The 19,054-nt window shown below is 54.8% G+C and carries 18 protein-coding genes; 6 read left to right on the top strand and 12 right to left on the bottom strand.

All coding sequences use genetic code 11. The annotated features are described in order from the left end of the window. Positions 1 to 203: 203 nt before the first annotated feature. The 4 genes from AB7E06_RS06275 to AB7E06_RS06260 all read right to left on the bottom strand — a co-directional run bounded on the left by AB7E06_RS06275 (position 204) and on the right by AB7E06_RS06260 (position 5,551). The gene (locus AB7E06_RS06275; RefSeq protein ID WP_094197221.1) at positions 204 to 1,625 is read right to left on the bottom strand and encodes an FAD-binding oxidoreductase; all 1,422 of its coding nucleotides are present in this window, start codon (positions 1,623 to 1,625) and stop codon (positions 204 to 206) included. A gap of 26 nt (positions 1,626 to 1,651) precedes the next feature. Further along, complete coding sequence (aroG, locus tag AB7E06_RS06270; RefSeq protein ID WP_269467009.1) at positions 1,652 to 2,746, bottom strand: 3-deoxy-7-phosphoheptulonate synthase AroG; 1,095 nt, start codon at positions 2,744 to 2,746, stop codon at positions 1,652 to 1,654. A 485-nt stretch (positions 2,747 to 3,231) separates the two neighbouring features. Next, positions 3,232 to 3,462: a YbdD/YjiX family protein gene (locus AB7E06_RS06265; RefSeq protein WP_009456207.1), complete on the bottom strand. Its 231-nt coding sequence runs from the start codon at positions 3,460 to 3,462 to the stop codon at positions 3,232 to 3,234. Between the two features lies 1 nt (position 3,463). After that, positions 3,464 to 5,551 (bottom strand): carbon starvation CstA family protein, encoded by a 2,088-nt coding sequence (locus AB7E06_RS06260; RefSeq protein WP_094197224.1) that lies wholly within the window; start codon positions 5,549 to 5,551, stop codon positions 3,464 to 3,466. 518 nt (positions 5,552 to 6,069) lie between these two features. Here AB7E06_RS06260 and ehuB point away from each other — a divergent pair. The 4 genes from ehuB to ehuA all read left to right on the top strand — a co-directional run bounded on the left by ehuB (position 6,070) and on the right by ehuA (position 9,187). Continuing rightward, on the top strand, positions 6,070 to 6,936 hold the full coding sequence (gene ehuB, locus AB7E06_RS06255; protein ID WP_108727711.1) for an ectoine/hydroxyectoine ABC transporter substrate-binding protein EhuB: 867 nt from the start codon (positions 6,070 to 6,072) through the stop codon (positions 6,934 to 6,936). 102 nt (positions 6,937 to 7,038) lie between these two features. Then, entirely contained in the window at positions 7,039 to 7,710 is a 672-nt protein-coding gene (gene ehuC / locus AB7E06_RS06250) for an ectoine/hydroxyectoine ABC transporter permease subunit EhuC (protein ID WP_094197226.1), read from the top strand. Between the two features lie 2 nt (positions 7,711 to 7,712). Continuing rightward, on the top strand, positions 7,713 to 8,405 hold the full coding sequence (gene ehuD, locus AB7E06_RS06245) for an ectoine/hydroxyectoine ABC transporter permease subunit EhuD (protein WP_083053302.1): 693 nt from the start codon (positions 7,713 to 7,715) through the stop codon (positions 8,403 to 8,405). Next, positions 8,402 to 9,187 (top strand): ectoine/hydroxyectoine ABC transporter ATP-binding protein EhuA, encoded by a 786-nt coding sequence (gene ehuA / locus AB7E06_RS06240; protein WP_094197227.1) that lies wholly within the window; start codon positions 8,402 to 8,404, stop codon positions 9,185 to 9,187. Before ehuD ends, ehuA begins: the two co-directional genes overlap by 4 nt. Before the next feature lie 373 nt (positions 9,188 to 9,560). On the opposite strand, the gene AB7E06_RS06235 is transcribed toward ehuA, so the two are convergent. The 6 genes from AB7E06_RS06235 to AB7E06_RS06210 form a co-directional block, all read right to left on the bottom strand. Continuing rightward, positions 9,561 to 10,172, bottom strand: a complete 612-nt coding sequence (locus AB7E06_RS06235; RefSeq protein WP_094197228.1) for a DUF2239 family protein — start codon at positions 10,170 to 10,172, stop codon at positions 9,561 to 9,563. Between the two features lie 370 nt (positions 10,173 to 10,542). After that, positions 10,543 to 11,466, bottom strand: coding sequence for an ectoine hydroxylase (gene thpD / locus AB7E06_RS06230; RefSeq protein ID WP_395029778.1), 924 nt, complete (start codon positions 11,464 to 11,466; stop codon positions 10,543 to 10,545). Positions 11,467 to 11,484: 18 nt separating this feature from the next. After that, a complete protein-coding gene (locus tag AB7E06_RS06225; RefSeq protein WP_094197231.1) occupies positions 11,485 to 11,877 on the bottom strand; it encodes an ectoine synthase in 393 nt (130 codons plus the stop codon). Beyond that, complete coding sequence (gene ectB / locus AB7E06_RS06220; RefSeq protein WP_094197232.1) at positions 11,877 to 13,184, bottom strand: diaminobutyrate--2-oxoglutarate transaminase; 1,308 nt, start codon at positions 13,182 to 13,184, stop codon at positions 11,877 to 11,879. Before ectB ends, AB7E06_RS06225 begins: the two co-directional genes overlap by 1 nt. A 97-nt stretch (positions 13,185 to 13,281) precedes the next feature. After that, complete coding sequence (gene ectA, locus AB7E06_RS06215) at positions 13,282 to 13,839, bottom strand: diaminobutyrate acetyltransferase (RefSeq protein WP_427955743.1); 558 nt, start codon at positions 13,837 to 13,839, stop codon at positions 13,282 to 13,284. Further along, the gene (locus tag AB7E06_RS06210; protein WP_042481944.1) at positions 13,836 to 14,363 is read right to left on the bottom strand and encodes a MarR family winged helix-turn-helix transcriptional regulator; all 528 of its coding nucleotides are present in this window, start codon (positions 14,361 to 14,363) and stop codon (positions 13,836 to 13,838) included. Before AB7E06_RS06210 ends, ectA begins: the two co-directional genes overlap by 4 nt. Positions 14,364 to 14,789: 426 nt before the next feature. Here AB7E06_RS06210 and yddG point away from each other — a divergent pair, with 426 nt between their 5' ends. Continuing rightward, entirely contained in the window at positions 14,790 to 15,701 is a 912-nt protein-coding gene (gene yddG, locus AB7E06_RS06205) for an aromatic amino acid DMT transporter YddG (RefSeq protein WP_427955740.1), read from the top strand. Positions 15,702 to 15,864: 163 nt separating this feature from the next. Here the strand turns inward: yddG and tldD are convergent, their stop codons facing one another. After that, a complete protein-coding gene (gene tldD, locus AB7E06_RS06200) occupies positions 15,865 to 17,325 on the bottom strand; it encodes a metalloprotease TldD (RefSeq protein ID WP_094197236.1) in 1,461 nt (486 codons plus the stop codon). 526 nt (positions 17,326 to 17,851) lie between these two features. Here tldD and AB7E06_RS06195 point away from each other — a divergent pair. After that, a complete protein-coding gene (locus tag AB7E06_RS06195) occupies positions 17,852 to 18,199 on the top strand; it encodes an H-NS family nucleoid-associated regulatory protein (protein WP_094197237.1) in 348 nt (115 codons plus the stop codon). Positions 18,200 to 18,292: 93 nt separating this feature from the next. Here the strand turns inward: AB7E06_RS06195 and AB7E06_RS06190 are convergent, their stop codons facing one another. Next, positions 18,293 to 18,940, bottom strand: a complete 648-nt coding sequence (locus AB7E06_RS06190) for a DUF4136 domain-containing protein (protein ID WP_094197238.1) — start codon at positions 18,938 to 18,940, stop codon at positions 18,293 to 18,295. Positions 18,941 to 19,054 lie beyond the last annotated feature (114 nt).

The raw sequence follows: 19,054 nt of genomic DNA, 5'->3' as shown, positions 1-19,054 counted from the left end.
TGATGAAAGGTGTCGCAGCAGGCAGACCGATGGTCCGGCGCACACCTGACTAACTAAAAAAGGCATTGTACGCCTGCCCTGACGCATGTACAGGCCGACGCTGCCAGTGCCTGGGGTTTCTGGAAAACGGTACTGCCCAAGACACGAAAGCCCAGACACAAGGTCCGGGCTTTCAGGCCAACTCAAGTGTGACTCAAGCGCGATCAGCCCAGAGGACGCGCAGGCAACATCTTGCCAGGGTTCATGATGTTATGAGGATCCAGCGCATGCTTGATGCTGCTCATCACATCCAGGGCATCCTGACCGTGCTCGGCCAGCATGAACTCCATCTTGTGCAGACCTACGCCGTGCTCACCCGTGCAGGTGCCTTGCATGGCAATGGCACGCTCTACCAGACGATGATTCAGGCGCTCGGACTCGTCCCACTCTTCCTGGCTATCGGCATCGAGCAGCATCAGGACGTGGAAGTTGCCATCGCCCACGTGGCCCACGATGGTGTACGGGAACGGAGCCTGATCCATATCGGCCGCGGTTTGCGCCACACATTCTGCCAGGGCGGAAATAGGCACACAAACGTCTGTGGTGCTGGAGCGGCAGCCAGGGCGCAGTTGCAAACCGGCAAAGTAGGCATTGTGTCGAGCCGTCCACAAACGCGAACGGTCCTCGGCCTTATCGGCCCATTCAAAGTCCATCCCGCCGTTCTCGCGGGTAATTTCCTGAACCACCTGAGCCTGCTCCTGCACACCGCTGGGGCTGCCGTGAAATTCAAACAGCAGCAGGGGCGACTCTTTCAGCGTTAGCTTGCTGTAGGCATTGGTGGCACGCACTGCTGCGGCATCCATGAACTCGACACGCGCAATTGGGATACCCATTTGAATGACCTCGATCACGCTTTGCACGGCAGAGCGCAGATCGGGGAAATTACAGATGGCGGCGGAAATGGCTTCGGGCTGCGGGTACAGGCGGACCGTCACTTCGGTAATGATGCCCAGCGTGCCTTCGCTACCAATGAACAAGCGAGTCAGGTCGTAACCGGCCGAGGATTTCTTGGCGCGATTAGCCGTATCGATAATGCGGCCGTCTGCCGTCACGACCTTCAGAGTCAGGACGTTTTCACGCATGGTGCCGTAGCGTACGGCATTGGTACCTGAAGCGCGGGTTGCAGCCATCCCACCCAGGCTGGCATCCGCACCGGGATCGATGGGGAAGAACAAACCTGTGTCACGGATATGCTCATTCAGGGCCATGCGTGTCACGCCAGCCTGCACTGTCGCGGTGAAGTCCTCGGCATTGATCGCCACGATCTCGTCCATGCCGGACAAGTCCAGACTGACGCCACCTTGAATCGCCAGAAAATGCCCTTCCAGCGAGGAACCAGCCCCGTAAGGAATCAGGGGCACATGGTGCTCATGGCAATGCCGCGCCACCCAGGCGACTTCTTCTGTGCTGCGAGCAAAAACAACCACATCAGGCAGCATGGGTGGATACGGCGATTCATCCCGTCCATGGTGTTCACGCACGGCGTGAGAAAGCGAGCACCGCTCTTGGAACTGAGCCTGCAAGGCTTCTACAAAACCTTCAGGTAAAGGGCGCCGCGCTAGATCGGCATGATCGGGAGCATTCATGAGCATTCCAAAAAGGCAAAACCCTATTATGAGTGGCTAAGTGCCCCCTCTTCAAGAGCGACTCGCGCCTGGCGACGCTGACGCACCGCTTGGGCCAGTTTTTCCAGAACCACCACGGTGTCATCCCAATCAATGCAACCGTCGGTGATGCTTTGGCCGTAGGTCAAGGGCTTGCCTTCCACCACGTCCTGACGACCGCCTACCAGATGGCTTTCGATCATCACGCCGCAGATACGCATATCGCCGCCCGAGATCTGACCGGCCACATCGGCCAGCACTTCGGGCTGACGGCGGTAGTCTTTATTGCTGTTGGCGTGGCTGGCATCGACCATCACACGCGGCACCATGCCGGCCTTGATCATGGCCTGGCTGGTTGCCTCGACGTTTTCAGCATCGTAGTTCGGCGTCTTGCCACCGCGCAGAATCACGTGGCAATCGTTATTGCCCACGGTGGACACAATGGCGGAGTGACCACCCTTGGTGACCGACAGGAAATGGTGCGGCTGCGAAGCGGCCTTGATCGCGTCCAGAGCAATACGAATATTGCCATCCGTGCCATTTTTGAAGCCCACGGGGCAGGACAATCCGGAGGACAGCTCGCGGTGAACCTGGCTTTCCGTCGTACGAGCACCAATGGCGCCCCAGGACACCAGATCGGCAATGTACTGGGGGGTAATCATGTCCAGGAACTCGCAGCCTGCGGGCAAATCCAACTGGTTGACGGCCAGCAGCAATTCACGCGCCGTACGCAAACCCTGATTGATGTTGAAACTGCCATCCATGAACGGGTCGTTGATCAGCCCTTTCCAGCCTACTGTGGTACGTGGCTTTTCGAAGTACACACGCATCACAATTTCCAGCTCGGGCGCAAAACGCTTGCGCTCCACCGTCAAACGGCGGGCGTAGTCCATTGCAGCTTCAGTATCGTGAATGGAACAAGGGCCCACCACGACCACCAGACGATCATCGCGTTCGTGAAGAATCTTGTGAATGCTGCGACGTGCCTTGTGAACCGTGGTCGAGACAGCAGAGGTACACGGGAACTCGCGCATCACATGGGATGGGGGAGACAGCTCCTTAATTTCACGAATCCGTAAATCATCAGTATTGTGCGACACGATTGAACTCCAGTTGGTTTGCCAGGTCCGGGGGCAAACGAAAAAAAAGCCGCCCGGACAATGCTGGCGGCTTATTTCAGGATTTGGGTCTTACTTGTGTTTGGTGCAACCCGTCCTTTCCTCCACCAGCGGCATCGGAAAAGCATAAAAATAAAAGAAGAAAACGGGGGTTGCGAAAGTCATGGGAAAAATCCTAACACAGTTCCGGACGTGCCGCCAACAAAACCGGCAAGATTCACCCACAAAAATGCAGAATAACAAAATATTTATACCAACAAGCCGCTAAAAAACACCACCAAACGAAACTATCATTTCGTTTAGAATTTTTTATTGGCCCTTTTGTTTCGTGTTATCGCAAAAAATCACGATAAATCTTTTAGCTGGCTTGTTTGTCTTATTTTTACATCTGTATACAAAACTGATCGCTATCTGTCCTGCTCAGATGCGAAAGGGCCAAAACACAAGGTTCTGGCCCTTAGCTGCCCAATTTAGCAACACGCTATCCGTCCTTTTCCGCCATAACGCGCTTGCTGTCGCTCGCGGAAAAATTCGGCGTATTCCATCGGTTTCTGATCGGGGTGATTCACCCGCATATGATTCAAATAGGTTTCGTAATCAGGCACGCCCACCATCAGGCGCAAGGTTGTGGCCAGATAGCGCCCGGTACCCCGCCCTGCCTGGGCACTGCGCGAGATCGCTCCGGTCAATAAGCCTTTCATATCAAGCTCCTGCTGCCGCTTGAGCCGGCAATGGCTGGTAGGGGGTCTGGGCAGAATGCGGCTCTGTGCTGCGGCGCGCTTTCAACACGCAACGTATGCCAAAGAACACCATGCTCAAGACCACGAAAATGAACAGACCACACAAGGTGGAGTTCACGTAATCGTTGAAAATGACCTGCTGCATCTGCTCCAGTGATTTGGCCGGTGCCATGACGGTTTGTTCGGCCAGACCTTGCTGGTACACCTTGGCGTGGGCCAAAAAGCCGATCTTGGGATCGGGGTGGAACATTTTCTGAAAGCCAGCCACCAGTGTGCAAATCAGTAGCCAGAGAGTGGGAACCACGGTCACCCATGCGTAGCGGTCTTTCTTCATCTTAAAGAGCACCACCGTACCCAAGACCAGTGCCACTGCCGCCAGCATCTGGTTGGCAATACCGAACAAGGGCCACAAGGTATTGATGCCGCCCAACGGATCGACCACGCCCTGATACAGGAAGTAGCCCCACGCCGCCACGCACAAGGAAGTGGCAATCAAGTTGGCAACCAGAGACTCCGTACGCCGCAAGCCCGGAACAAAGGTTCCCATCAAATCTTGCAGCATAAAACGACCTGCACGCGTACCGGCGTCTACGGCCGTCAGAATGAACAAGGCTTCAAACAAAATGGCGAAGTGGTACCAGAAGCTCATCATCGCAGGCCCGCCGATGACGTTATGCAAGATGAAGGCCATACCTACGGCCAGAGTAGGAGCACCACCGGCACGAGAAATGATGCTGTTTTCACCCACGTCACTGGCCATTTGGGTCAGGTCAGCCGGTGTAATCAAAAAGCCCCAGCTGGACACCACTTGCGCGGCCTGTTCGGGCGTGGTGCCAATCAAGGCAGCCGGGCTATTCATGGCGTAGTAAATGCCAGGCTCGATAACGCAAGCGGCCACCAACGCCATGATGGCCACAAAGGACTCCATCAGCATGCCACCGTAACCGATGTAGCGCGCCTGGGTTTCGTTCTCGATCATCTTGGGCGTGGTGCCCGAGGAAATCAAGGCATGGAAACCGGACACGGCACCGCAAGCAATGGTAATGAACAGGAAGGGGAACAAGCTGCCGGACCAGACTGGACCGGTGCCATCAATAAACTGGGTGGTGGCGGGCATTTTCAGCTCGGGTGCCACGATCACAATCCCAATGGCCAGCCCCACAATGGTGCCAATTTTCAGGAAAGTGGACAGATAGTCACGCGGCGCCAGCAACAGCCACACGGGCAGCACGGCAGCAATAAAGCCGTAGATAATCAACGCCCAGGTCAGCTCTTCGCCATTCAGGGTAAAGAATGGCCCCCAAGTTGGATGTGCAGCTACGTCCTGACCATACACAATGGTGGCCAGCAGGAAGATCAGCCCAATCACCGAGACCTCGCCAATGCGGCCTGGCCTTAGGAAACGCAGATAAATCCCCATGAAGATAGCCAGCGGAATCGTTGCTGCCACCGTGAAGGTGCCCCACGGCGAGTTGATCAAGGCCTTGACCACAATCAGCGCCAGCACCGCCAGGATGATGACCATAATCAGAAAAGCGCCAAACAGCGCGATCACACCCGGCACCGTGCCCAGTTCGGACTTGATCAAATCCCCCAGCGAGCGCCCGTCACGGCGCATGGAGATGAACAGAACCGTGAAGTCCTGCACCGCCCCCGCAAACACCACGCCGGCCAGAATCCAGAGCATGCCGGGCAAATACCCCATTTGCGCTGCCAGCACCGGCCCCACCAATGGACCAGCACCTGCAATTGCAGCAAAATGGTGCCCAAAGAGCACATGTTTATTGGTCGGTACGTAGTCCAGACCATCGTTATGACGCCAGGCTGGCGTCATGCGGGTAGCGTCCAGCTCAAAGACCTTACGAGCAATGAAACGACTGTAGTAACGATAGGCAATTAAATAGACGCAGACTGCCGCGACGACGATCCATAGAGCATTGATGCTCTCCCCCCGGCTCAGTGCTACCGTCCCCAGGGAAAAGGCCCCCAGCATCGCAACCAGCACCCAAATCAGATGCTGTTTCATAAAACCGCCCTCTTCTGTGCGCATACAAGCTCCATGATTTGCATTAAGTAAGTCTGTCACCCACTTTTTCTTCTGGCTGCACTTCTGATCTGAAGAAGTTGCCAGCTGCCGGTACAAGAGACGCTACACCGCGCGGGCTTAGCGTTCTTGCTGGGTCAGCACAGTTGCTTGATACCGTGCATTTCCCGCACCAGCAGTGTTGAAAGCGCGCCAAAGCGCACTTTCCAAAAAGGTGTCGGCGCGCCCGAAGGCGCGCCGAACTTATTCATGAATCAACCTGAGGTAGGCACAAGTCAGGCGCTTTTGAGAGGGCAAGCGCTCTTGAATCCTTGGGAGCATAGTGAAAACGCGCACTCAAGACACCGCGCATTTTCCCTAAGATCAACTACTTTGCTTATATAGAAATTCTAATCAGTTCTTTTGATCGATAGTTTCTATCCATTTAATTTGAGTACGAATGATTTTATGCGCTATGATTTCCCTGCAAATCTTTCGTAAAACAAATCATTTATAACGAAATGGTATAGGCGAAAAAAGGACTCATGATGAAACTACAATCCAAGCCCCTCTGCGCGCTGGCCTTTGCCCTGATGGGCACCATGGCCGCCGCTTCCAGCGCCCAAGCTGTCACGCTGGAACAAGTCAAAGAGCGCGGCGTGATTCGCGTCGCCGTTGCTAATGAAATTCCGTACGGATATATGGACATGTCCGGCAAAGCCCAAGGTGCCGGCCCTGAAGTGGCCCAGGCCATCATGGAGCGCCTGGGTGTCAAAGAAATCAAATGGGAAACCGCCAATTTCGGCTCCCTGATTCCCGGCCTGCAAGCCAAACGCTTTGATATGGTGGCTGCTGAAATGGCCATCCTGCCGCAACGCTGCAATACCGTGCTGTTCTCCGAGCCCAACAGCTCTTACGGCGAAGGCCTGCTGGTGGCCAAGGGCAATCCCAAGAACATCCACTCTTACGAAGACTTCGCCAAGACCGATCACAAGATTGCCATCATGGCGGGAGCCGATCAGCTAGAGATGATGCAGGCCCTGGGTGTGCCTGACGCGCGCATGGTCACCATTTCCAACAACGCCGATGCCATCTCGACCGTAGCCACAGGTCGTGCCGATGCCTATGCGGCTACCGGCCAGACTGCCAGCGACCTGGCCTCCAAAGGAGATGGCAAGGTGGAACTGGCTGCCGAATTCAAGGATCCCATCATCAATGGCAAGCCGGTCCGTAGCTGGGGCGGTTTTACCTTTGCCAAGGAGTCCGAGGACCTGCGTGATGCCGTCAACAAGGAACTGGCTGAGTTCAAAAAAACCGATGAATGGAAAGCCATCCTGAGCAAGCATGGCTTTACCGAAGAAGACGTCAAGCATTCGTTTGAGAAATCCACGGAACAGCTGTGTAAAGCCTGATCCTTCACCTGCGGGTAAGGCGGCCGCACGGGCCTGCGCGGCTCCTTGCAAGGGCCAACAGAGCATTCAACGTGCGTCGCCTGCCCTTGTCTGGAACCTGATATGGATTGGTTAAGTTACAGCTTGCCCCTGATGGAAGGGGCCTGGGTCACCATACAACTCACCCTGTATTCAACCGTGGTGGGAGCTATCGCCGCCTTTGCTCTGGGCATAGGCCGGCTGTCCCACTCGGTCGCCCTGCGCTCTTTGTCCATCACGATTATTGAAGTTTTTCGCGGCACCTCTTTATTGGTACAACTGTTCTGGCTGTACTTTGCCCTGCCGATTCTGGGCGAGTCCATGGGTCTGGACTGGCGTCTGGACCCGGTCGTGGCTGGCACCCTGGCCTTGGGCCTGAACATTGGCGCCTATGGTGCCGAAGTGGTACGTGGGGCTATTCAGGCCGTGCCACACTCCCAACTGGAAGCCGCCAAGGCCCTGGACTTTACGGAGCGCCAAACCCTGTGGCGCATCAGCCTGCCCCAGGCCATCCCCGAGATGATGCCCAGCTTCGGGAATCTGGCCGTGCAGAATCTGAAAGATACGGCCCTGGTCTCTTTGATCAGCTTGGGGGACTTAAGCTTTAGAGCTGAACAAATACGCAACTTCACCCAGGACAGCACCACCATCTACACCCTGCTCTTGCTGATGTACTTTGGCATGGCACTGGTACTGACCGTCCTGATGAAATTGCTGGAACGCGCAACCGGCCGCTGGCGCGCGCAAAGGAGCTGAACATGCTGTTTGGTATTGAATGGGACACCAGCAGCAACGGAGCATTTGCGCTGTCTATCCTGCCTATCTTACTCAAAGGTTTATGGGTCACCATCCAGGCCGCTGTGCTGGGCTTCGGTGTGGCCGCGGTGTTAGGACTGATTCTGGCCGGCCTGAAAAGCGTACGTTTGCGCCTGATTTCCTGGCCCGCCTATGTACTGACCGAATTCCTGCGCGACACGCCTTTGCTGGTGCAACTGTTTTTCCTGTACTACGTGCTGCCGGACTACGGCATCGTGTTACCCGCCTTTCTGACCGGCGCGCTGGCGCTGGGGGTGCAATACAGCGCGTATCTGTCTGAAGTCTATCGAGCCGGTCTGGAGTCTGTTACTCACGGCCAGACTGAAGCCGCCCGCGCGCTGGATATTTCTCCGCTGCGCACCTTTATGGTCATCACCCTGCCCCAGGCTATCCCACGCATCATCCCGGCCATGGGTAATTACCTGGTGTCCATCATGAAGGACGTGCCCGTGCTCTCTGTCGTATCGGTGCTGGAAGTCCTGAACGTGGCCAAGATTATTGGTGACCGCACTTTTAACTACATCATTCCCCTGTCCATGGTGGGCGGCCTGTACCTGCTGCTGACCCTCCTGGCTTCGGCTGGGGTACGAGCGCTGGACCAGCGCTTGCCCAAGCAAGGAATTCCCCTGCGATGACTGACACTACAAACCCCATCATTCAATTTGACAATGTCACCAAGAAATTCGGTGATGTCACTGTCCTGGATGCCTTGAACTTCCAAGTAGAGCCTGGTGAGAAAGTCACCATCATCGGCCCTTCCGGTTCTGGTAAATCCACGGTACTGCGTATCCTGATGACGCTGGAAACCATCGACGAAGGCGTCATCACGGTAGCAGGCAAACCTCTCTGGCATGAACGAGTTGATGACAAGTTGGTGCCCGCCAGCCAAAACCATTTGCGCGAAATGCGCAAGGAAATGGGCATGGTGTTCCAGCAGTTCAACCTGTTCCCGCACATGACGGTGATGCGCAACGTCACCGAAGCGCCCACCCATGTGCTGGGCCTGTCCAAAGAACAGGCGCGCGAGCGGGCCACCAAATATCTGGATCTGGTGGGCCTGATCGACCATGCGGACAAATTCCCCAGCCAGCTCTCTGGCGGGCAGCAACAGCGCGTCGGCATTGCTCGAGCCCTGGCCATGGAACCGAACATTCTGCTATTTGACGAGCCAACCTCGGCTCTAGACCCGGAACTGGTGGGCGAAGTGCTGGGCGTGATCCAAAAGCTGAGTCAGGAACAGGATCTGACAATTTTGCTGGTGACCCACGAAATGCAATTTGCCAAGGAAGTCTCAGACCGCGTCTGCTTCTTTGATAAAGGCGTGATCGTGGAATCCGGCCCGCCCGAACAAGTATTCTGCAACCCGCAGGAAGCACGAACGCAGGCGTTCTTGAGCAACTTTATTCAGGCGGCGTGAACGCTAACACTGCGTCACTTGAGCGTGGCTCTCCCCTGAACCGCGCTCAAACGGCTTTTTCCAAAAAAATAGTCAATCTCCTGCAAAGGCTCCGTAGAGGGAGCTCTCCAAACCTGCACGGCGACGGGCCAGCCCTCCCAGGTAATCCGCCTTATCAGCAAAAGCCAAAAACGAATCTGTGCTTTGTTGCTAAACCAGCATAGCCAGATCCCGTCGCCCCTGTTTCGGACCAATCAAGAATGGGCCGCCTGAACCCAAAAACTGGCCGCCGCTTGCGTGCGTCGCGCATGACAAAGGCACGACCTGATACCTGAGCCGGCTCCAGATAAACACGTGGCTGAGGCTTGGTGCTCATGCTCTCTGTCCCCAAGTCTTATTCAAGCAAGGATGTCGCCGGAGCTTCAGCCAGTTTGATAGCATGCTCACGCACATCTTCCGGCCAGGCTGCCAGCAGTTGTTTGAATCGCTCCCACTCATCGGCAAACAAGGCTCGCATGGCTTCTTCAAAGCCGGGCAAATCGCCACCGATTGCCGTCATGAAGTTATAGACCCGCTCTTGCGCCTGACGACGCTGATCTTTGGCGGCACTGGCTCGGCGGGCTTGTTCCACCAGTTTGCGTAGGGCAACCGATGCACCTCCAGGCTGGGTTGCCAGCCAATCCCAATGTCGTGGCAACAAGGTCACCTCGCGGGGGACGACGCCCAGCTTAGGGCGACCACGGCCTCGTGGGGCCTCTTCTTTTATCTGCTCAAGCTCAGGTTCAGGGACGTCCACAGACGCATAGCGTTGCGCCAGCTCTTCGTCCGTCCCGTGCGTATTCACATCCACGAAGCGGCCCGTCTCATCGTCAAAGATCAACACGGGATCGTTAACCTGGCTTTCCAGCACTTTTTTCACGGCCAGCACATTGACCAGCATGGAACCGTGCGCGATACGGCGGTGGCCCATAAAGCTGGTGTAAGTATGGGGATAAGTCGTTTTCATAGCAAAACCAATGCGTCAAGTAAGAAGGCCCTATTTTTACCCGGGTATTATTAATCAGTCAATATTATCCGGATATAAATAAAAAATGGGCCAATTAGGTGCATTGAAGCCACTGATCCTGGCCAGCAAGCATCTCAAATGATTCCGACCTAAGCCATGACCAAAGAATTGTCTGCGCTCACTGCTTTCCTGGGCCCAGACCCGTCAATGCGATCAAGACCAATAGTCTGCCCACAACTCGGTCCCAGAGACTGGCCGCCTCATCCCCTTATGCAAAGTCTTGAATACACAAAAAACGCCCCCTGGAAACAAATCCAGGGAGCGTTTTATCCGGCCAAATCCGCACGCAAGGTACAGACCTTCTTCGTGCTTAGGGCTCCAGCAACGGCCCACTCAATGGCGTCAGGACAGGGAACTGTCCGCGAGTCGCCACATGAGCAGGACGGGGTGTCAGCCCCTGCTTGGGATCGCCCACGCAGTTCTCCATGCTGTTATAGACCGTAAACACATTGGCTCGTGGCCAAGGCGAGATATTGCTGGCCGAGCCATGCAAGGTATTGCAGTCAAAAAAGATCACCGAACCGGCCTTGGCCGTAATGGCCTCAATGCCGCCTTGATCCACCAGCAAACGCAGGCTGATCGGATCGGGCACGCCATACTCCTGCTTGCGCAAGGACTCCTTGTAATGGTTGTCCGGTGTCTGCCCCGTGCACGAGATGAACTGGCGGTGCGAGCCCGGCACCAGCATCAAGGGGCCATTGCACACATTATTGTCCGTCAGCAGCACCGAGCAACTTAATGCGCGCATCTGCGGCATGCCATCTTCGATATGCCAAGTCTCGAAGTCCGAGTGCCAGTAAAACTCCTTGCCGGTAAAGCCCGGTTTCAGGTTGGCACGGGACTGATGCACATACACCTCCGAGCCCAGAATCTGGCGAGCCACATCCAGCACACGTGGATCCCGCACCAGGCGGGCAATCAACTCGCTAAGTTCATGCACCCGAAAGATCGAGCGCACGGCCTGACTGCCTTTTTCCACCACGGCCTCTTCTCGGGACAAGATGCCGGGATCCGCACTCATCGCCTCCACATTGCCCAGCAAGGCTTGCACTTCCTGCGCATTGAACAAATCGGGCAGCAGCAAAAAGCCGTTGTCCTCATACTCCCGCAGTTGGGACTTGTTCAAAGGCTGGCTACCTACCGGGTCCGGATACACCACCGGCTCCTGGCGGCTGACGATGGCCGCCGTTCGTTCTGTACGGGATGTGTACAGATCGCTCATGGTCACTGTCATCATGCTCTCCTTAGGTCTTCAGTCTTCCACGATGGCTGGGTAAACCCCTTTCTCATCGTGAACTTCCTGACCGGTCAAGGGCGGATTGAATACGCAGATCACTCGCAGCGGCTCTTTACCACCACGCAGATAGTGTTCGTCGTGCTGGTCCAAAGCGTAGACCACGCCTGGGCCCAACTCGTATTTCTTGCCGTCGGCAACGGTTTCGATTTCACCATCGCCCTCGATGCACCATACCGCTTCCAGGTGATTCTGGTAGTGGATGTGCGTCTCGGTGCCAGGAAAAATAACGGTTTCATGAAAGGAAAAACCCATGCCGTCTTTCTTGAGCAAAACACGGCGGCTGACCCAGGTATCTGTACGCACCTCGTCGCGGGTTCCAATCACATCCTGTACGTTCTTCACCAACATTAGCGTGCTCCTCCAATCTTCAGAATCTTGGCTTGGCTGCCACGCTTGGACAGGCACTGCGCCACGCTGCGTTCAATAATGTCCAGCCCTTGAGTCAGCTCTTCATTGCTGATCGTCAGCGCAGGCAGCAGCTTCAGAACTTCGTCATGGGCGCCCGACGTTTCAACCACCAAACCCTGCTTGAAAGCCTGTGCGGCAATTTCATTGGCCAGACCGGCACCGGGTGGGGTTACCAGACCTTGGATCAGGCCGCGACCACGCACACTCAAGCCACGATCGGGGTAGCTGTGCACCAGATTTTCCAGCCAATCGCGCACTTGGCGCTCTTTACCCTGAATCTCGGCTTCAAAGTCCTCGTTGGCCCAGTAACTTTCCAGGGCTTGAGCGGCGGTCACGAACGCCAGGTTATTGCCACGGAAAGTACCGTTATGGGCGCTGGGCTTCCACACATCCAGCTCAGGACGCAGCAAGACCAGGGACATGGGCAAGCCAAAGCCAGACAAGGATTTGGACAAGGTAATAATGTCAGGGCTGATACCGGCCTGCTCGAAACTGAAGAAACGGCCAGTACGCCCGCAGCCGACCTGAATGTCATCGACAATCAGCAACATATCGTGCTCGCGGCACAGACGTTGCAGCTCACGCAACCAACGCTGTGTGGCAACGTTCACGCCCCCTTCACCTTGCACGGTTTCCACGATGACCGCGGCAGGATGGTCCAAACCACTGCTGGGATCTTCCAGCAAACGTTCCAGATAAGCCATCGTATTGACGTCCGGGCCCAAGTACCCGTCATAGGGCATGAACGAGGTATTGCCAAGGGCGACACCTGCTGCACTACGAAACTTGGAATTCGCCGTCACTGCCAGGGAACCCGTGCTGACGCCGTGGAAACCGTGCGTAAAGGAAATCACATTCTGGCGACCCTTGACCTGGCGTGCCAGTTTTAACGCCGCCTCCACGGCATTGGTGCCCGTCGGCCCGGTAAACTGCAAGCGGTAGTTCCACCCGCGTGGTTTGAGCAGAATTTTATCCACCGTTTCAAGAAAATACTTCTTGGCGCTGGTGGCCATGTCCAAACCATGTACCAAGCCGTCGGTGTTCAGGTATTCAATCAGCTTTTCTTTCAGATGGGGGTTGTTGTGCCCGTAGTTGAGCGTACCGGCCCCACTGAAAAAATCGATGTATTGCCGACCTGACTCGTCCTCCAAAACCGAGCCTCGGGCTTTGTTGAAAATGACCGGGAAGGACCGGACGTAGCCCCGTACTTCAGACTCCATCCGGTCGAATATTTTTAAATCAGTCATATTTCCTCTCCTGGTTATAGAACGGCGTGTCTTTTGAGCCGACAAACAACAATCAGCGAACCAGACCGGCTCTACCGTTCTTTTGCGTAAAGTCCCCTTATCCAGAGTCCAAGGGGCCGATTCGTAATAGAGGTTCTGCCTCGTGAGCCTGATCGGCAAACAAGGCGGTATCAAAAAATTCCTGTTCCTGCATGGGCACACCCCAACGCCGTGCCATGGCCGCAAACAAGCCGCGCGACGCCCGGTTCCCGGGGCTGACCGTCGTTTCCAGATAGCGCAGGGAACGACCACGCAAACGCTCTCGTAAGTGCTCCAGCATGGCCTGCCCCAGACGACGCCCGCGGGCGCGCTCATGCACGGCAACTTGCCACACAAAGAGCACATCGGGACGGTCGGGGAGAAAGTAGGCAGAGATGAAACCGTCTATTTGTTCCCCACGCTGCGCGATAACGCAGGTCTGGGAAAAGTGCTCGCTGAGCAGCAAATAGAGATATTCAGAATTCAGATCCAAGGGCGGACTGTCGGCAATCAGTTGATGGATTGCAGCAGCATCGCGCAATTGAGGCGCTCGCAGGATCAGCGCCGGGTCACTGGGGGCAGGATTGGCTGCAGTCACACTGCCAGCCGAGCTGCCCGGACTGGGTCGATCCGTCAAACCACCAACCCGGATTCAGGGGGAACATCCCCTTCCGGGACCTCAAGAATAGGCGAGGCCGTCTCATCGGCCTCCAGCACAACATCCGGGTCAGCGTCGAGCAAGCGCACAATGCGCTCCAGGGACAAGGTCATGGTGGCCTGTTCCAGCTCGGGCAACTCTTTCAAAGCGTCCGACAGCTTCTTTTGCAAAGGGGATGGCGTATCGTGTGCCAAGGTCTTACCCTCTGGTGTCGCACTGACAAAAACAATGCGCCGATCTTCACGACCGCGCTCACGCAGCACCAGTTTCTTGTCTTCCAGACGATCCAGAATACCGACCACGGTGCTGGGGCTGACGTGCATTTCGCGACTGATGGCTGTAGCCGTCAGCGGGCCTTTTTCAATAATGGTGCGCAGGCAGATCAACTGAGGCGCGGTGATATTGCTGTACGCCGACAGCTGCCTGGAATGCAGGGCAATCGAGCGCGTAATCTGGCGCAAAGCCCGCAAAATTCGTAAATCGTAGTGTTGATCTGTGGTCATTTAATTAGCCAAACAAAATAATTCAGCACGATTAATTCGTGTTGAAATGATATGCCTAGAAAAGATCTAAGTCAAACCGATTCACACTCAAAATCATACGGAGCGTAAACACGCAGAGCCGACTTAAAACCCCAAAAAGTAAGCACCCGCCCCCTATTGAGCGGGCCAGCAAAATGTGGAAAATACCCTGCCCTATCCCTTTATTCGCCCTGATCGCGCCAAGACGATACACAGCTTACAGTACACTGTCATGCGCCTTTACCGAGGCGGATCGGTCTGTCTTTAACCAAGGCAGAGGCGCTGCATCAGAATCCTGCTTGCAAACTGCCACAGCCTGATACAGACCCAGCCCATTAACCCATCACCGTCTCGGCCAAGTAAAGCCACGACCTGCCCACGGTGCGCCTGGCAGACAGTAAAACCAGCATGAAGCAATCTGATAAGGCCACCCTGACCGGACTGATCGCCATTGTCCTTTGGAGCACGATAGTCGGTCTGATCCGCAGCGTCAGCGACTATCTTGGCGCCACCGGTGGCGCTGCTCTGATTTACACCCTGGCTACCGTCTTTCTGCTGTTATCGGTGGGCTGGGTGCGCCTACGAGACTTCCCTCGCCGCTACCTGCTTTGGGGCAGCATCCTGTTTGTCTGTTATGAGCTGTGCCTTGCCCTGTCGATTGGCTATGCTCATAACAGCCAGCAGGCTATTGAAGTGGGGATGGTCAATTATCTGTGGCCCACCTTCACCATCGTGGCCGCTATTTTGTTCAATAAGCAAAAAGCCAACTGGCTGATTGCGCCTGGCCTATTCTTGTCCATGATGGGTATCAGTTGGATTCTGGGCGGTGAACAAGGCTTGGGTCTGCACAACATCTGGCTGAATGTGCAGGACAATCCCTTGAGCTACGGCCTGGCCTTTAGCGGTGCACTGATCTGGGCCGGCTACAGCACCATGACCGCCCGCATCGCCCAGGGCAAAAATGGCATCACCTTGTTTTTCATGCTGACAGCAGCGGCCCTGTGGATGAAATACCTGATCCAAGGCGCGCCTGCCATCACGTTCACAGTGCCCGCTTTACTGTATTTGCTGCTGGCTGCCATTGCGATGGGCTTTGGTTATGCCGCCTGGAACGTGGGCATTTTGCATGGCAATGTCACCATACTGGCCGGCGCTTCTTACTTTATTCCGGTCATTTCAGCCGCCCTGTCCACCTTTTTGCTGCAAGCCCCCTTGACGCTGACTTTCTGGCAAGGCTCGGCCATGGTGTGTTCGGGGGCCCTGTTGTGTTGGTGGGCCATTCGCGTGCGCAAACCCAGGCCGGTGACACGCACTGTCTGAAAAACCATACTCATTAATCCCAACACCGTTGTGCCTGCCGCGCAAAAATCAAAACTAAAAGCAATGTGCTGTGCTGCAATAAAAGCGGCATCAAAAAAGACCGCCCCCGTTAATTCAACTTCGGGCGGTCTTTTTATTGGTTTTGATTAGCCAGCAAATTAAATCAGGCGGTTCCACCCACAGTCAGGTTTTCCATCCGCACGGTAGGAATCCCGACCCCAACCGGAACACTTTGACCTTCTTTACCGCAAGTACCCACTCCTGAATCCAACTGCATGTCATTACCGATCATACTGATTTGATTCATGGCATCGGGTCCGCTACCAATCAGGGTGGCCCCTTTAACGGGGTACATCAGTTTCCCATTTTCAATCACCCAGGCTTCCGAGGCGGAGAAAACAAACTTACCGCTAGTAATATCAACCTGGCCGCCACCGAAGTCTACGGCATATAAACCTTTTTTAACCGAGGCAATAATTTCCTGAGGATCCTTATCGCCGCCCAACATAAAGGTGTTGGTCATACGCGGCATGGGCAGGCTGGCGTAGGATTCACGGCGGCCATTACCCGTAATGGCCGTCCCCATCAGGCGCGCATTATGGGTATCTTGCAAGTAGCCTTTCAAAATACCGTCTTCAATCAAAACCGTACGTTGCGTGGTATTGCCCTCGTCATCCATATTTAAGGAACCACGGCGGTTTTCCAAGGTGCCATCATCAATGACGGTCACGCCTTTAGAAGCCACGCGCTGGCCAATACGGCCCGAGAACAAGCTGCTGCCTCTCCGGTTGAAATCGCCCTCCAAACCATGGCCTACCGCTTCGTGCAGCATGACGCCTGGCCAGCCCGGCCCCAGAACCACCGTCATCTGCCCAGCGGGTGCCGGTTTGGCTTGCAGATTTGTCATGGCTGAACGCACAGCCTTGTCCACATAACTGCGCAGCATATCGTCAGAGAAATAGGACAGGTCAACCCGCCCGCCACCGGCTGCCGAGCCGCGTTCACGACGGCCATTTTGTTCAACAATGACCGACAAGGACAAATGCACCAAGGGACGTACATCGGCTGCCAACCGGCCATCGCTACCGGCGACCAGCACCACATCGTATTCCGCACCCAGACTGGCCATGACCTGCACCACGCGCGAATCTGCCGCACGCGCCAAAGCATCCAGCCTTCCCAGCAAAGCCACCTTCTCAGGGGCAGGCAAACTGGCGATAGGGTCCGTGCCGGTATACAAGGGGGGGCGCGGTGAATCGGTCGGCACCAAAATGCCGCTTTTACCCGAACCGCCCTGGCGTGCAATCGAACGCACCACACGGGCCGAGGACAGCAACGCCTCGGGACTGAGGGAGTCCGAATAGGCAAACGCGGTTTTCTCGCCGCTTAATGCACGCACACCCACGCCCTGCTCGATTGAAAAGCTGCCGCTTTTGACGATCCCCTCATCCAGCGCCCAGCCTTCGCTACGGGTGTACTGAAAATACAAATCGGCGTAGTCGGCCTGATGGGTGAAGATCTCACCGAGCGCGCCAGACAAATGACTTTCGTCCAGACCCCAGGGGTCAAGCAACAGTCCACGGGCACATTCCAGAGCATTGATAGCCGGATCAACTAACTTCATCGTTTATTCCTACTGACAGATCCCCGGCAAGCCCATGGCTGCAAGGGACGAAAATGGGTACCAATAGACGTGCTGACATCAACTTGGCTTCCGTCCATCTGAGCATTAAAACAGAATGTGCCACCGTATGCGATGCCCACGTACGGATCAGGCCATTTACGCCCCTCCCCCCCTAAATCAGCCGATTGAAGCAATCGGTTCAAATATTCTACTTACGACATTTTCTGATACGGAATTAAAACTATTTAAAAATCCGTCTAATTAGAAATGAACCCATATGGTTTTGGTATAAACCCATTCGGTTTTATGATAACCCCTGATTAGATTAATTAATCAAGAGCCATAGAATCGTCTAATACCCTTAAATAATTACAAAAACCAAACACCTTTTTGATTAAGGGTTTATTTTTTATCCAAACCACTTATCTTTTCAAGAAAATCAAAGTACACTGCTTTCACATGATAAACATGAGCTTGTGCAGGCAGGGTTTATCAGATAACTACAAACATGAAACAGGAATCCTATATGTCAGTCGAAACTTACAGCTCCGCAAAGCAGAAGATCGAAAAAGAGATTCTGCGTCTGCAAAAGCAGATGAAATCCCTTAGAGTTAAACAGCGTCGTCCTGTCATTGCGTCTATCGTCAAGTCCATGCAAGACAACGAGATCACGATTGAAGAAGTTGCTGAAGCTCTGGAAAACTCTGCCCGTCGCGGCGCTGGCGCTAGCTCCAATGGTCCCAAAACCAGCCTGCCTCCCAAATACCGCCACCCCGGCACCCAAGACACCTGGACGGGCCGTGGTCGTCCACCACGCTGGATCATTGATGCAGAAGCCAATGGCCGCAGCCGTGAAGAGTTTCTTATCAAATAAGCTTGGAAACCAAACAAAAGAAAGGGACCGCTTTTCAAGCGGTCCCTTTCTTATTGATCTAAAACCCCTACATAATATCGGGGTTCTAGCGACTCAATCTCGAGGTAATGGATATCGGATATCAATCACTTGTCCATTATTACCGGGAAAACCATCAAATATGGCCTGGGACAAAAAAGGCATCTGCTGGTCCAGATTGTCAGAATGGCTATACGACACAGCGGTGGCGCGATACACTTCCGCGCCCGAGTTTTGATTATCCGTAATAATTACATTTAGATAATTTTTATACATAGTGACAGGAACATTCACTACATTCGGAGAATAAAAGAAACCGCCGCCCCAGCCATCATTTGGCGCATAATAGCCGCGACCAATTCCCCATGCGGATGGGCCATAAAAGCTATCTGCAAATTGCGGCACCCAGCTTTGCTCCTGCGGATTGCCATAATCCATTTGCACCACGAAACGCGCCGATTTCAGATCAGGGGCTTGCACCAGTCCTGTCACCCCAATAGAAGCCCGCACAGAATCAGCAAAAGACTGGTATTGCAAACTGCCGCTTTTGTCTGGCGAGGACTTGATGTAATACGTATCGCCACTGGTGGTGGTGGGCCATTGCTGATAACGCGTCAATTTGGCAGACCAGCTAGGCGCAGCGCAAGCCGTAGTCAACAACGCGAATGCCAGGCCCATCAGGCGTAGGGCGCGCCAGGAAGCCCCTTCAGAAAATAAGCTCATCGTTTCACCTTTGCTTGTTTTTCGCTTGCACGTTCAAGCCCGATTAATGGCAGCGCCACAGCGCTGGCGAACAATTAGTGTACTGCCTGTTTCTGGCGCTCAGTGTGGGCGTTC

It is taken from the genome of Alcaligenes sp. (genome assembly GCF_050255915.1).
Lineage (GTDB): Bacteria > Pseudomonadota > Gammaproteobacteria > Burkholderiales > Burkholderiaceae_B > Alcaligenes > Alcaligenes aquatilis.
The sequence above is the reverse complement of the archived record's forward strand: the minus strand, read 5'-3'. Positions and strand labels throughout refer to the sequence as shown.